Origin of the sequence: Pseudomonas azadiae (assembly GCF_019145355.1) — a bacterium.
Classification (GTDB): domain Bacteria; phylum Pseudomonadota; class Gammaproteobacteria; order Pseudomonadales; family Pseudomonadaceae; genus Aquipseudomonas; species Aquipseudomonas azadiae.
The window spans coordinates 1,945,389-1,958,623 of the sequence record NZ_JAHSTY010000001.1; the positions used below are offsets into that span (position 1 = coordinate 1,945,389).

12 protein-coding genes and 2 tRNA genes are annotated in these 13,235 nt (G+C 58.5%); 1 reads left to right on the plus strand and 13 read right to left on the minus strand.

Annotated elements, in window-relative coordinates:
* Nucleotides 1-12: 12 nt before the first annotated feature.
* From nusA to rlmE, 10 genes are all read right to left on the minus strand, one after another.
* The gene (gene nusA, locus KVG91_RS08750) at nucleotides 13-1,494 is read right to left on the minus strand and encodes a transcription termination factor NusA (protein WP_076952839.1); all 1,482 of its coding nucleotides are present in this window, start codon (nucleotides 1,492-1,494) and stop codon (nucleotides 13-15) included.
* A 47-nt stretch (nucleotides 1,495-1,541) separates the two neighbouring features.
* Nucleotides 1,542-2,000: a ribosome maturation factor RimP gene (gene rimP, locus KVG91_RS08755; protein ID WP_169377609.1), complete on the minus strand. Its 459-nt coding sequence runs from the start codon at nucleotides 1,998-2,000 to the stop codon at nucleotides 1,542-1,544.
* Nucleotides 2,001-2,140: 140 nt separating this feature from the next.
* A tRNA-Met gene (locus KVG91_RS08760) sits at nucleotides 2,141-2,217 on the minus strand.
* A 96-nt stretch (nucleotides 2,218-2,313) separates the two neighbouring features.
* Nucleotides 2,314-2,399: transfer RNA gene (locus tag KVG91_RS08765), tRNA-Leu, on the minus strand.
* Nucleotides 2,400-2,420: 21 nt separating this feature from the next.
* On the minus strand, nucleotides 2,421-2,804 hold the full coding sequence (secG, locus tag KVG91_RS08770) for a preprotein translocase subunit SecG (RefSeq protein WP_169377608.1): 384 nt from the start codon (nucleotides 2,802-2,804) through the stop codon (nucleotides 2,421-2,423).
* Nucleotides 2,805-2,808: 4 nt separating this feature from the next.
* Nucleotides 2,809-3,564 (minus strand): triose-phosphate isomerase, encoded by a 756-nt coding sequence (gene tpiA, locus KVG91_RS08775; RefSeq protein ID WP_169377607.1) that lies wholly within the window; start codon nucleotides 3,562-3,564, stop codon nucleotides 2,809-2,811.
* A 66-nt stretch (nucleotides 3,565-3,630) separates the two neighbouring features.
* Nucleotides 3,631-4,968, minus strand: a complete 1,338-nt coding sequence (gene glmM / locus KVG91_RS08780) for a phosphoglucosamine mutase (RefSeq protein ID WP_169377606.1) — start codon at nucleotides 4,966-4,968, stop codon at nucleotides 3,631-3,633.
* 16 nt (nucleotides 4,969-4,984) lie between these two features.
* Entirely contained in the window at nucleotides 4,985-5,836 is an 852-nt protein-coding gene (folP, locus tag KVG91_RS08785) for a dihydropteroate synthase (RefSeq protein ID WP_169377605.1), read from the minus strand.
* 8 nt (nucleotides 5,837-5,844) lie between these two features.
* Entirely contained in the window at nucleotides 5,845-7,755 is a 1,911-nt protein-coding gene (gene ftsH / locus KVG91_RS08790) for an ATP-dependent zinc metalloprotease FtsH (RefSeq protein WP_076952834.1), read from the minus strand.
* Nucleotides 7,756-7,955: 200 nt separating this feature from the next.
* The gene (gene rlmE, locus KVG91_RS08795) at nucleotides 7,956-8,606 is read right to left on the minus strand and encodes a 23S rRNA (uridine(2552)-2'-O)-methyltransferase RlmE (RefSeq protein ID WP_124425019.1); all 651 of its coding nucleotides are present in this window, start codon (nucleotides 8,604-8,606) and stop codon (nucleotides 7,956-7,958) included.
* Nucleotides 8,607-8,712: 106 nt separating this feature from the next.
* Between rlmE and KVG91_RS08800 the strand changes: the two genes are divergently transcribed.
* Nucleotides 8,713-9,021, plus strand: coding sequence for a YhbY family RNA-binding protein (locus tag KVG91_RS08800; protein WP_010206607.1), 309 nt, complete (start codon nucleotides 8,713-8,715; stop codon nucleotides 9,019-9,021).
* 8 nt (nucleotides 9,022-9,029) lie between these two features.
* Here KVG91_RS08800 and KVG91_RS08805 read toward each other — a convergent pair whose 3' ends face one another.
* From KVG91_RS08805 to carB, 3 genes are read right to left on the minus strand one after another with little or no spacing between them, the layout of a single operon-like run.
* Complete coding sequence (locus KVG91_RS08805) at nucleotides 9,030-9,434, minus strand: MFS transporter (RefSeq protein ID WP_169377604.1); 405 nt, start codon at nucleotides 9,432-9,434, stop codon at nucleotides 9,030-9,032.
* Nucleotides 9,435-9,462: 28 nt separating this feature from the next.
* A complete protein-coding gene (gene greA / locus KVG91_RS08810; RefSeq protein WP_057725061.1) occupies nucleotides 9,463-9,939 on the minus strand; it encodes a transcription elongation factor GreA in 477 nt (158 codons plus the stop codon).
* Nucleotides 9,940-9,941: 2 nt separating this feature from the next.
* Nucleotides 9,942-13,163 carry a carbamoyl-phosphate synthase large subunit gene (gene carB / locus KVG91_RS08815; RefSeq protein ID WP_169377603.1) on the minus strand — a complete coding sequence of 1,074 codons (3,222 nt, stop codon included), beginning with the start codon at nucleotides 13,161-13,163 and terminating at the stop codon, nucleotides 9,942-9,944.
* Nucleotides 13,164-13,235: the final 72 nt, after the last annotated feature.

Here is a 13,235-nt window from a genome sequence, read left to right on the forward strand (position 1 = left end):
GGCCGCGCCTAGTTACTCGAACCAATGGGCTCGGGCGGCCATGATCAACTTGCCGGCACGATCATCGTCAATGCCGTCGATGTCGAGCAGATCGTCAATAGACTGCTCGGCCAGGTCTTCGCGGGTAATTACGCCGCGCACCGCCAGTTCCATCGCCAAATCCTTGTCCATACCCTCAAGCGAGAGCAGGTCTTCGGCCGGATGGGCGTCTGCCAGCTTTTCCTCAGTAGCGATGGCTTTGGTCAACAAACGATCCTTGGCCCGAGCGCGAAGCTCGTTGACGATATCCTCGTCAAAGCCGTCGATGTTGAGCATCTCCTCCACCGGTACGTAGGCAATCTCTTCCAGGCTGGTAAAGCCTTCGTCCACCAGCACCTGTGCCAGTTCTTCATCGACTTCAAGCTCTTCGATAAAGTTGCGCAGGATGTCGCCGGTTTCCGCTTGCTGTTTAGCCTGGATGTCCGATTCGGTCATCACGTTCAGGGTCCAACCGGTCAGTTGGCTGGCCAGACGCACGTTCTGACCACCACGACCAATGGCCTGAGCCAGATTGTCTGCGCCAACGGCGATGTCCATTGCATGGGCATCTTCGTCAACGATAATTGCCGCCACTTCAGCCGGCGACATGGCGTTGATTACAAACTGCGCCGGGTTATCGTCCCACAGGACGATGTCCACACGCTCACCGCCCAATTCGCCCGACACTGCCTGGACGCGCGAACCGCGCATACCGATGCAAGCGCCTTGCGGGTCGATGCGTTTGTCCTTGGAACGGACCGCGATCTTGGCGCGCGAACCCGGGTCGCGGGACGCTGCCATGACTTCGATCAGGCCTTCGGCGATTTCCGGCACTTCGATACGGAACAGCTCGATCAGCATTTCCGGCGCGGTACGCGACAGGATCAGCTGAGGGCCGCGGTTCTCGGTGCGGATTTCCTTGAGCAGCGCACGCAGGCGCACGCCGACACGGAAGGTTTCGCGAGAGATGATGTCTTCACGGGCCAGCAACGCTTCGGCGTTGTTGCCCAGGTCAACGATCACGTTGTCGCGGGTGACTTTTTTCACGGTGCCGGAGATGATTTCTCCCAGGCGCTCGCGATAGGCGTCAACGACTTGCGCGCGCTCGGCTTCGCGAACCTTCTGCACGATGACCTGCTTGGCGGTCTGTGCAGCGATACGGCCGAACTCGATCGATTCGATCTTTTCTTCGACGACATCACCGACCTGGGCGCCAGGGTGCGTTTGCGCAACCTTGCTCGGCCAGGTTTCGATGGCCGGATCATCAAGATCGGCTTCTTCGACGACCGTCCAGCGACGGAAAGTCTCATAGGCACCGGTGTGGCGGTTGATTTCCACACGCAGATCAACTTCGTCTTCAAAACGCTTCTTGGTAGCAGTGGCCAGGGCCAGCTCCAGCGCTTCAAAAATCACGTTTGCCGGTACGCCCTTTTCATTGGATACCGACTCAACAACCAGCAGTACTTCTTTGCTCATCGTACGCCTCGCCTTTCGCAAGCCATTGGATCCGCGGGATCCGCGTCTCAGTCAAAACTGGGAATAATGTTGGCCTTGTCGATCATATCGATCGGCAACAGGAACTCATGGTCTTCTACCTGCACCACGACGTCCTGTTCTTCTACACCGCGCAGAAGGCCCTGAAAGTTGCGCCGCCCTTCAAAGGGCGAGCGCAGCCTGATCTTCACTTGTTCACCGGCAAATTTTGCAAACTGATCAATAGTGAACAGTGGGCGTTCCATGCCTGGCGAGGAAACTTCGAGGGTGTATTCAACGGCGATCGGATCTTCAACATCCAGCACACCGCTGATCTGGCGGCTGACAATGGCGCAATCGTCCACCAGCACACCGCCCTCTTTATCGATATAAACGCGCAACATTGAGTGGCGACCTTGAGCCGAAAACTCAATACCCCAGCATTCATAGCCTAGGGCCACGATCACCGGGGCCAACAAGGCCTGCAACTCTTCTAGCTTGCTCGACACCTGAACCCCCTCGTGCATGTATGTGCATGCTGTGCAAAATAAAAAAATGGGCGAAACGCCCATCCTTGAAACGCCGTCGAACAGCGGCGTTGAAAGTGTCCAGCTAACAAAAAGCCCCTTAAAAGGGGCTCCGCTAAAACTGGTTGCGGGGGCCGGATTTGAACCGACGACCTTCGGGTTATGAGCCCGACGAGCTACCAGACTGCTCCACCCCGCGACAAAGCTGGGGCGGAAGTATACGACCGATCCCTTGCAGGGTCAATGTAACCTTCCACCTACAAGAAAGCCCGCAACTGCGGGCTCTCCTGATAATTGGTACCGAGAAGGGGACTCGAACCCCTACACCCTATGGGCACAACCACCTCAAGGTTGCGTGTCTACCAATTCCACCACCTCGGCAATACAGCGCTTACAACCTTCTTACTTCTGCTCTTGAGCTGGAGGTACGTCAGTCGCTGGAGTAGCCGACTTTTGCTCTTGAAGCACCGGGACATCATCAGAAGCCGGTTTTGCTTTTGGCACTTCCAACACTGCCGGGTTCGGGAGACCTTCTTGAGTCAGCACATGAGCTTTCTCTTTAGCAAAGTAACCTAACCCCAAGCTGGTTATGAAGAAACCGGCGGCGAGTATAGCAGTAAACTTACTAAGAAAGGTAGAGGAACCTTGGCTTCCGAACACAGTATTTGAAGCACCTGCACCGAAAGACGCACCAGCATCCGCACCTTTACCCTGTTGCAACAAAACCAGGGCAACTACGCCCAGGGCAGCCAACAGATGAAAAACGACTACGACTGTTTCCAGCATTTTTTCAGTTTCCCGCGGCGCGACAGATCGCACCGAACTCATCTGCATTCAGGGAGGCTCCACCAATGAGCCCCCCATCGATATCCGGCATGCCGAACAGTTCGACCGCATTGGCCGCCTTCACGCTGCCGCCGTATAGAAGACGCACACCTTGTGCGACTTCAGAATTCTCTGCCGCCAACTGCGCGCGGATGGCTGAGTGCACATCCTGCGCCTGTTGCGGTGTAGCAGTCAGCCCGGTGCCAATGGCCCAGACCGGCTCGTAAGCAATGACAGCTTTTGCAAATGCACCAACACCCAGCTCTTCGATGATGCTGCCCAGCTGACGCGAGACAACTTCCAGCGTCTTGCCCGATTCGCGCTGCTCCAGGGTCTCCCCTATGCACAACACCGGGATCAAGCCACAAGCCTGTGCCGCTGCAAACTTGCGATTGAGCATCTGATCGCTCTCACCCATCAACTGGCGGCGCTCGGAGTGCCCGACAAGCACATAGGCACAACCCGCATCAACCAACTGACTCGGCGCAATCTCACCGGTCAACGCACCCTGGGCGGGTTCCACCGCAGAATTCTGCGCGCCGACCTGAATCGACTGACCTTTCAAGCCATCAACCACTTGGCCGATATGCAGGAAAGGCGGAAAAACCGCGATATCAACACCGCCAGGCAAGGCCAGGTGACGAAGGCCATTGATCAGCTCAGCGACACTGGCGCGGGTACCGTGCATCTTCCAGTTACCAGCTACCATAGTGCGACGCATGCTGTACCCCGTCGGTCAAAGTGGGCGCAGATGTTACCCAACCACATCACCACTGGCAAGCCGAATTCAGGCGCAAACTTCAGTTACCAGTTTTGCCAGGTCTTCAGCATGGCCGCGAACCTGCGTTTCGTCGTCGCCTTCGACCATGACACGCACCAGAGGCTCTGTGCCGGACTTGCGCAACAACACGCGACCACGGCCTGCCATTGCAAGGGTGACGCGCTCGCATGCCTCTTTCACAGCCGGATGCTCGATCGGGTTTTCGCCGCCGCCAAAACGCACGTTGAGCAGCACTTGCGGACACTTGCGCAGCGCTTGGCGCGCCTGGGCCAGGCTCTCCTTGCGACGACGCAGAGACAGCAGGACCTGCAGCGCAGCGATGATCGCATCACCGGTGGTGGTGTGCTGGAAGCAGACAACATGCCCGGAATTCTCGCCGCCCACCAGCCAGTTGCGCTCAAGCAGCTCAGCGATCACATAGCGGTCACCGACGTTGGCGCGCACGAACGGAATGCCCAGGTCCGCCAAGGCCAGCTCGAGTCCAAGGTTGCTCATCAGCGTACCGACGACGCCACCTTGCAGCTTGTTACGCTCGTGCAGGTCACGGGCAATGATGAACAAGAGATCATCACCATCGACGATGGCCCCGGTGTGGTCCACCATGAGTACACGATCACCATCCCCATCAAAAGCAATACCCAGATCGGCATGCTCGGCGAGGACAGCCGCCTGCAACTGCTCCATGTGCGTGGAGCCGCAGTTGTCGTTGATGTTCAAACCGTTAGGCTGGGCCGACAGCACCGTGACGTCCGCGCCCAACTCCTTGAACACGCTAGGTGCCACCTTGTAGGTAGCACCATGCGCGCAATCGACCACAATTTTCAGGCCGGCGAAGTTGGTGCTGCTGGGCACACTGCTCTTGCAGAACTCGATATAACGGCCGGACGCGTCATTGATACGCGATACCTTGCCCAGCTTACCGGACTCAACCACCGTCATCGGCGCATCCAGCAGCTCTTCGATCATCAACTCGATTTCGTCCGGCAGTTTGGTGCCCTGCCCCGAAAAGAACTTGATGCCATTGTCGTCATGGGGATTGTGCGAGGCGCTGATCACGATGCCGGCTTCAGCGTGAAAGGTACGCGTCAGGTAAGCGATCGCTGGCGTAGGCATCGGCCCCAGCAACATCACATCGGCACCCGCCGCGGACAGGCCTGCTTCCAGCGCGGACTCGAACATATACCCCGAGATGCGGGTGTCCTTGCCCACCAGGATACGGCACGCGCCCATACTGCGGAACGCCATACCCGCTGCCCAACCCAGCTTGAGCATGAAATCGGGGGTAATCGGGAATTCGCCGACCCGACCACGGATACCGTCGGTGCCAAAGTATTTTTTAGTCATAAGTGCTCCATCATTCTTATTCGGCTGATTCTACCGTGCTAATCATACGCACCACATCCACTGTCTCGGCGACATCGTGCACACGCAAGATACGCGCGCCCTTGGCTACCGCAAGCGCTGCCAGTGCAAGTCCACCGTACAACCGCTCGCCCACCGGACGATTCAGGGCGAGCCCTATCATGCTCTTGCGCGAAACGCCGACCAACAGCGGCCGACCAAGGCGATGCAGGGACTCCATATGCTTGAACAGGCTTAAATTGTGCTGCAGGGTCTTGGCGAAGCCGAAGCCGGGGTCGAGGATGATCTTGTGCGCAGCAATTCCGACGGCAGCGCACTGAGAAATTCGCTCAGCGAGAAAACCACTCACTTCGCCGACCAGGTCATCGTAGTGAGGGCTGTCCTGCATGTTGCCTGGCTCGCCGCGCATATGCATCAGGCACACCGGCAAACCGGTCGCCGCGGCGGCATCAAGGGCGCCGTCACGCTGCAGAGCGCGCACATCGTTGATCAGTCCTGCCCCCAGGCGCGCAGTTTCGCGCATTACCGCAGGCGTCGACGTATCCACCGAAATGATCACGTCCAGCTCACGCGCTATACGCTCGACGATTGGCGCCACTCTCTCCAGCTCCTCCAAGGGAGAAACCATACGTGCGCCAGGCCGAGTCGACTCACCACCGACATCAATCAGCGTCGCGCCGGCCGCCACCATCGCCTCGGCATGACGCAGGGCTGCATCAAGCTGGCTGAAGCGGCCACCATCGGAAAAGGAGTCGGGCGTTACGTTGAGGATGCCCATGACATGCGCATGAGCCAAATCAAGAACCCGGTTGCCGCAAGGCAACCGGGTGGAGGACGACACGGAAGTCATTTCAAACCTTAGACGTCAGCTGCAGGGCCGCCGATCGGAGTTTCAGGGCGTTCGTTCTGAACCACGGGCGGAGTGCCCGAAGTGCCCGAACCACCTTCCCAATCGCGAGGCTCGCGCGGCGTACGGCCGGCCATGATGTCGTCGATCTGGTCGGCATCAATGGTCTCGTACTTCATCAACGCATCAGCCATGGCGTCCAGCTTGTCGCGGTTGTCGGTCAGGATCTGCTTGGCCGTGCCGTAGCACTGGTCAATGATGCTGCGCACCTCGGAATCGATCAGCTTGGCGGTCTCGCCGGAGAAGCTGGCGCTTTGACCGCCGCCGCCACGACCCAGGAACACCTCACCTTCTTCCTCGGCATACATCAACGGGCCAAGTTTCTCCGACAAGCCCCATTTGGTCACCATGTTCCGCGCAATTTGACTCGCACGCATGATGTCGTTGGAGGCACCTGTCGTCACACCGTCAAAGCCCAGGGTCATTTCCTCGGCGATACGACCGCCGTAGAGGGAACAGATCTGGCTGATCAACGCACGCTTGGAGAGGCTGTAACGATCCTCTTCCGGCAGGAACATGGTGACGCCCAGCGCCCGCCCACGGGGAATGATCGAGACTTTGTAGACCGGGTCGTGCTCAGGCACAACACGGCCGACGATGGCGTGACCCGCTTCGTGGTAGGCCGTGTTCTGCTTCTCTTTTTCGGACATGACCATGGATTTGCGCTCGGCGCCCATCATGATCTTGTCTTTCGCCAGTTCGAACTCTTTCATTTCAACGATGCGCTTGCCGGTACGGGCAGCGAACAGCGACGCCTCGTTGACCAGGTTAGCAAGGTCGGCACCGGAGAAACCCGGCGTACCCCGTGCAATCACGGCCGGAGCCACGTCGTCGCCCATGGGAACTTTGCGCATGTGCACTTTCAGGATCTGTTCGCGGCCACGGATATCCGGCAAGCCCACCACAACCTGACGGTCGAAACGGCCTGGACGCAGCAATGCAGGGTCAAGCACGTCCGGACGGTTGGTGGCGGCGATGACGATGATGCCATCGTTCATTTCAAAGCCGTCCATCTCAACCAGCAATTGGTTAAGGGTTTGCTCACGCTCATCATGACCACCGCCCATGCCGGCGCCACGATGGCGGCCGACGGCGTCGATTTCATCGATAAAGATGATGCATGGCGCGTGCTTCTTGGCTTGTTCGAACATATCGCGAACACGGCTGGCACCCACGCCGACGAACATTTCGACGAAGTCGGAACCGGAGATGGTGAAGAAAGGCACCTTGGCTTCGCCGGCAATCGCCTTGGCCAGCAAGGTTTTACCGGTACCCGGAGGACCGACCATCAGTACGCCACGAGGAATGCGGCCGCCCAGGCGCTGGAACTTGCCCGGGTCACGCAGAAACTCGACCAGCTCGCCGACTTCTTCCTTGGCTTCGTCACAACCGGCGACGTCAGCCAGAGTGGTCTTCACCTGATCCTCGGAGAGCAGGCGCGCCTTGCTCTTGCCGAAACTCATAGGCCCGCCCTTGCCTCCCGCACCGCCTTGCATCTGGCGCATGAAGAACATGAACACGGCGATGATCACCAGGATCGGGAAGCTGGCCACCAGCAGTTGGGTCCAGATGCTCTGCTGCTCGGGCTGCTTGCCTTCCACAACGACCTTGTTGTCCACCAGGTCGCCGATCAGACCGTTGTCCTGGATTGCCGGACGAATGGTCTTGAAGCTGTCGCCATCAATTCGTTTGCCGGTAATCACGTAGCCATCAACCGCTACGCGCTCGACCTTGCCATCCTTGACTTGCTGGATGAAGTCGGAATAGTTGAGGGTCTGCGGCTCGTTAGGGCTGGAGAAGTTGTTCATCACCGTCACCAGGACAGCCGCGATGATCAACCACAGGATCAGATTCTTTGCCATATCGTTCAATTAACTACCCTCTGAAGCAAGCTCCGCTACTGGCGCGTGCTTCGCATGATATTCACCGGCCTAACTTACTACATTACCTACAACTCTGGCAGGCGCCGTCTGTAACCCTTTGTGAAACTTTGACTACACAATATTCGTAAAGCTTCGTGACGAAAGCGAAATAAAAAAACCTATCGCCCTCCTCGAATTCCTCAAAAACGCTCTTCGCTCGTAGCGCCTTCTACGCCGCGGAAGCCGCGGCAGAGCAGATATTGCTCCCGAGACCGGTCTCGGGAAGAGTCAGGCTTGCGCGTCTGCACCTTGTCGAACAGCTTGCGGATGTTCTTGTGGTACTCGTCAAACCCTTCGCCCTGAAAGACTTTCACCAGAAAATCACCACCAGGACGCAGAACCCGACCCGCCAAATCCAGCGCCAGCTCACAAAGGAACATCGCGCGCGGCATATCGACGGCCGGTAATCCACTCATATTGGGGGCCATGTCGGAAATCACAAGGTCTACCTGGGAATTTCCCACAGCCTCAAGAATCTGTGCGAGCACAGCGTCCTGGGTGAAATCACCGTGAACAAAGGTCACATCCGGGATGCTGTCCATCTCCAGGATGTCGGAAGCGATCAAGCGGCCTTGCCCACCAATCAGACGACTGGTCACCTGGGACCAGCCACCCGGCGCCGCGCCCAGATCAATAACGCTCATGCCGGGACGGATCAATTTGTCCTTGTCCTGGATCTCCAGCAGCTTGTAGCTGGCCCGGGAACGGTAGCCGTCCTTCTGCGCCTTTTTGACGTAAGGATCGTTGAAATGTTCTTGTAGCCACTTAAGGCTGGTTTTGGAACGGGCCACGGGCCACCTCGAAAAATAAAACGGGTCGTGATTAACTGGGCGGTCCCGGACTCGCTCGGGTAAACTGGCCGCCGCTTTTTACAAGATCAGACGCAGGGGTCAGATTATGCCGCTCACTCAAGAGCAGAAGAAACAGTACAAGTCCATTGGCCACCATCTGAAACCAGTTCTGATTGTGGCAGATAACGGCTTGACTGAAGGTGTGTTAGCCGAATTTGAACGCGCACTGAACGATCACGAACTGATCAAGATCAAGGTCAACATCCTTGATCGCGAGGCGCGCCTGGCTGCCATTGCAGAACTGTGCAAGGTGGGCAAAGCGGACCTGGTTCAGGTCATCGGCAAGATGGCGCTGCTGTATCGCAAGAACTTCAGCGTCAACAAGCAACTGTCGAACGTTCATCGCTTCAAGTAAAACAAGGGCTACGGGCGTGCTTCGCGCGCCCCGCCACTCCATCCCGGTGCGGGTTGTACAACCAGCACCAGGCCGGAGAACCCTAGCACAAGATAGCTGAATAGCTGCCAGCGCAACGCTTCCGGCAGCCAGACATGCACAATGCTATACATTGCGCACGCATACAGAGCCATCAACAGCAGTTGCCCGCGCATATCCCGCCACAAACTCCCCACGCCCTCGGCCTTGACCAGCACCAACGCCTGCAGAGCCACGCACGCCGCCGCAAAACCTACCAGCAACGCACTGAGCATTCCATCGATCTCATCGATCAGCAACGGCGCCAAGCCAATCAGGCCCAGCGCCGGTAATACGCAAATGTGCAACAACCACAGGCCGCCGACCCAGAGCATCTGGGAGAGCTGCCAAAGCATGGCGCCCGCCCGAAGCGGGCGCCGTCTTTCAGATGTGACGAACTTCAACAATCTCGTACTCAATCACGCCGCCAGGGGTCTTTACAGACACCACATCCCCTTCTTCCTTGGCGATCAAGGCGCGGGCAAGCGGTGAACCGACGGAGATCTTGCCCAGTTTGAAGTCAGCCTCGTCTTCGCCAACGATGTGATAAACAACGCGCTCGTCCGTCTCGACGTTGGCGATTTCCACGGTGGTCCCGAAAATCACCTTGCCAGTATGTGGAATGGTCGTCACGTCGATGATCACCGCGTTCTGCATGCGGCCTTCGATGTCGCGGATACGCGCCTCGACCATACCCTGCTGCTCACGGGCAGCGTGATACTCGGCGTTTTCCTTCAAGTCACCCAGTTCGCGGGCCGTACCTATGTCCTGGCTCAGCTTTGGACGGACGACCTTGGTCAGGTGGGCGTGTTCCTCTTCCAGGGCGCGAGCGCCCTGAACGGTCATCGGGTATTTGGTTATGCTCATGCCTTCAATCCTGCGTGTAGATCCTGCAAGCGACGCACGGTCTTTTCCGGACCGAACTTGAGCGCTTCGCAGATGGCTTCGCCTGCAGCAATGGTGGTGGTGCAGTAGATCTTGTGCTGCAAGGCATTACGACGAATGGAGTAGGAGTCCGCGATCGACTGGCGACCTTCGGTGGTGTTGATGATCAAGGTGACTTCGTCATTCTTGATCATGTCGACCACGTGCGGACGGCCTTCCGTCACCTTGTTCACGCGACGCACTTTCAGGCCGGCAGCTTCGATAAGCTTGGCGGTCCCGGCGGTGGCCACGACTTTAAAACCCAAGTTGATCAGATCACGGGCCACGCCTGCAACCAGAGGCTTGTCATCATCACGCACGCTGATGAACGCGGTACCGCCGGTCGGCAGCACTTCGCTGGCGCCCATTTGGGCCTTGGCGAACGCTTCGCCGAAGGTATCCCCCACGCCCATCACTTCACCGGTGGACTTCATTTCCGGGCCCAGAATCGGGTCCACGCCAGGGAATTTGGCGAAGGGGAACACCGCCTCTTTCACGCTGTAGAAGTTCGGAATGATTTCCTTGGTGAAGCCGATTTCCTTCAGGGTCTTACCGGCCATCACGCGGGCAGCGATCATGGCCAGGGACACACCGATGCACTTGGATACAAACGGCACGGTACGCGAAGCACGCGGGTTGACTTCGATGACGTAGATGTCTTCGCCTTGCAGCGCCAACTGAACGTTCATCAGGCCGACCACGCCCAGCTCCAGGGCCATTTTCTTGACCTGTTCGCGCATCTCGTCCTGGATGTGCGCGGGCAGCGAGTATGGCGGCAGCGAGCACGCGGAGTCACCGGAGTGAACACCCGCCTGTTCGATGTGCTGCATGATCGCGCCGATCACCACGTCGGTGCCGTCGCAAACCGCGTCCACGTCCATCTCGATGGCGCAGTTGAGGAAGTGGTCGAGCAGCACCGGGCTGTCGTTGGAGACTTTTACCGCATCACGCAGGTAGCGCTTGAGCTCGTCTTCTTCGTAGACGATCTCCATCGCACGCCCGCCCAGTACGTAGGACGGACGCACCACCAGCGGGTAGCCGATCTTGCTGGCGGCGCGAATGGCTTCTTCTTCGCTGCGCACGGTGGCGTTCGGCGGCTGACGCAGGTTCAGGCGCTCGACCATTTGCTGGAAGCGCTCACGGTCTTCTGCGCGGTCGATGGCGTCCGGGCTGGTGCCAATGATCGGCACACCGGCGGCTTCCAGGGCACGCGCCAGTTTCAGCGGGGTTTGGCCACCGTACTGGACGATCACGCCTTTGGGCTTCTCGACGCGACAGATTTCCAAGACGTCTTCCAGGGTTACCGGCTCGAAGTACAGACGGTCGGAGGTGTCGTAGTCAGTGGAAACCGTTTCCGGGTTGCAGTTGACCATGATGGTCTCGTACCCGTCTTCGCGCAGCGCGAGGGCGGCGTGTACGCAGCAATAATCGAACTCGATGCCCTGGCCGATGCGGTTCGGACCGCCGCCCAGGATGATGATCTTGTCGCGGCCCGACGGCGCGGCTTCGCACTCTTCCTCGTAGGTGGAGTACAGGTAGGCAGTGTCGGTGGCGAACTCGGCGGCGCAGGTGTCAACGCGCTTGTAGACCGGGAAAATATCCAGCTTGTGGCGATGGGTACGCAGGTTTTTCTCGGTCACACCCAGCAACTTGGCCAGACGCTGGTCGGAGAAGCCTTTGCGCTTGAGGCGGAACATCAGGTCGCGGTCGATGGACGACAGACCGAGGGTCTTGACCTTCTCTTCTTCCTTGATCAGGTCTTCGATCTGCACCAGGAACCAAGGGTCGATCATGTTCATGCCAAAGATGTCTTCGACGGTCATGCCCGCACGGAACGCGTCAGCCACGTACCAGATGCGCTCGGCGCCCGGCACGGTCAGCTCGCGCTTGAGCACGCTCATGCTTTCCGGGTTGCTCAGGTCAAGTTTCTCGTCCAGGCCGCAAACGCCTACTTCCAGGCCACGCAGGGCTTTCTGCAGGGATTCCTGGAAGGTTCGGCCGATGGCCATGACTTCACCGACCGACTTCATCTGAGTGGTCAGGCGCGCGTCGGCCTTGGGGAATTTCTCGAAGGCAAAACGCGGCAGCTTGGTCACAACGTAGTCGATAGACGGCTCGAAAGACGCCGGCGTAGCGCCGCCGGTGATTTCGTTTTGCAGCTCGTCCAAGGTGTAACCGATCGCCAGCTTGGCCGCGATACGTGCGATCGGGAAGCCGGTGGCTTTCGATGCCAGTGCCGAAGAACGCGATACACGCGGGTTCATCTCGATCACGACCATGCGGCCGGTGTCCGGGCAGATGCCGAACTGAACGTTGGAACCACCGGTTTCAACGCCGATCTCACGCAATACCGCCAAGGAGGCGTTACGCATGATCTGGTATTCCTTGTCCGTCAGGGTCTGCGCCGGAGCAACGGTGATCGAGTCGCCGGTGTGGACGCCCATCGGGTCGAAGTTTTCGATGGAGCAGACGATGATGCAATTGTCCTTTTTGTCGCGGACAACCTCCATCTCGTACTCTTTCCAGCCGATCAGGGATTCGTCGATCAGTAGCTCTTTGGTCGGCGACAGATCCAGACCACGGGCGCAGATTTCTTCGAACTCTTCACGGTTGTAAGCAATGCCGCCACCGGTGCCGCCCATGGTGAAGGACGGACGGATGATGCAGGGGAAGCCCAGCTTTTCGAGAACGGCATTGGCCTCTTCCATGCTGTGGGCGATACCGGAGCGCGGGCAGTCAAGGCCGATGGACTTCATGGCCTTGTCGAAACGCGAGCGGTCTTCCGCCTTGTCGATGGTGTCGGCGTTTGCACCGATCATCTCTACGCCGAACTTTTCCAGGACGCCTTCGCGCTCCAGGTCCAGGGCGCAGTTCAGGGCGGTCTGGCCGCCCATGGTCGGCAGCAGTGCGTCCGGACGCTCTTTCTCGATGATCTTGGCAACGGTCTGCCACTTGATCGGCTCGATGTAGGTGGCGTCGGCCATGTCCGGGTCGGTCATGATGGTGGCCGGGTTGGAGTTCACCAGGATGACGCGGTAGCCCTCTTCGCGCAGCGCTTTACAGGCCTGGGCGCCGGAGTAGTCGAACTCGCAGGCCTGGCCGATCACGATCGGGCCAGCGCCGAGAATCAGGATGCTTTTTATGTCTGTACGTTTTGGCATGGGTTTGTCACTCAAATCCGCAGGTCAGTCGGCAAGCCGTCTTGAACATTCTTTGAAGAGCCTGCGGGGGCC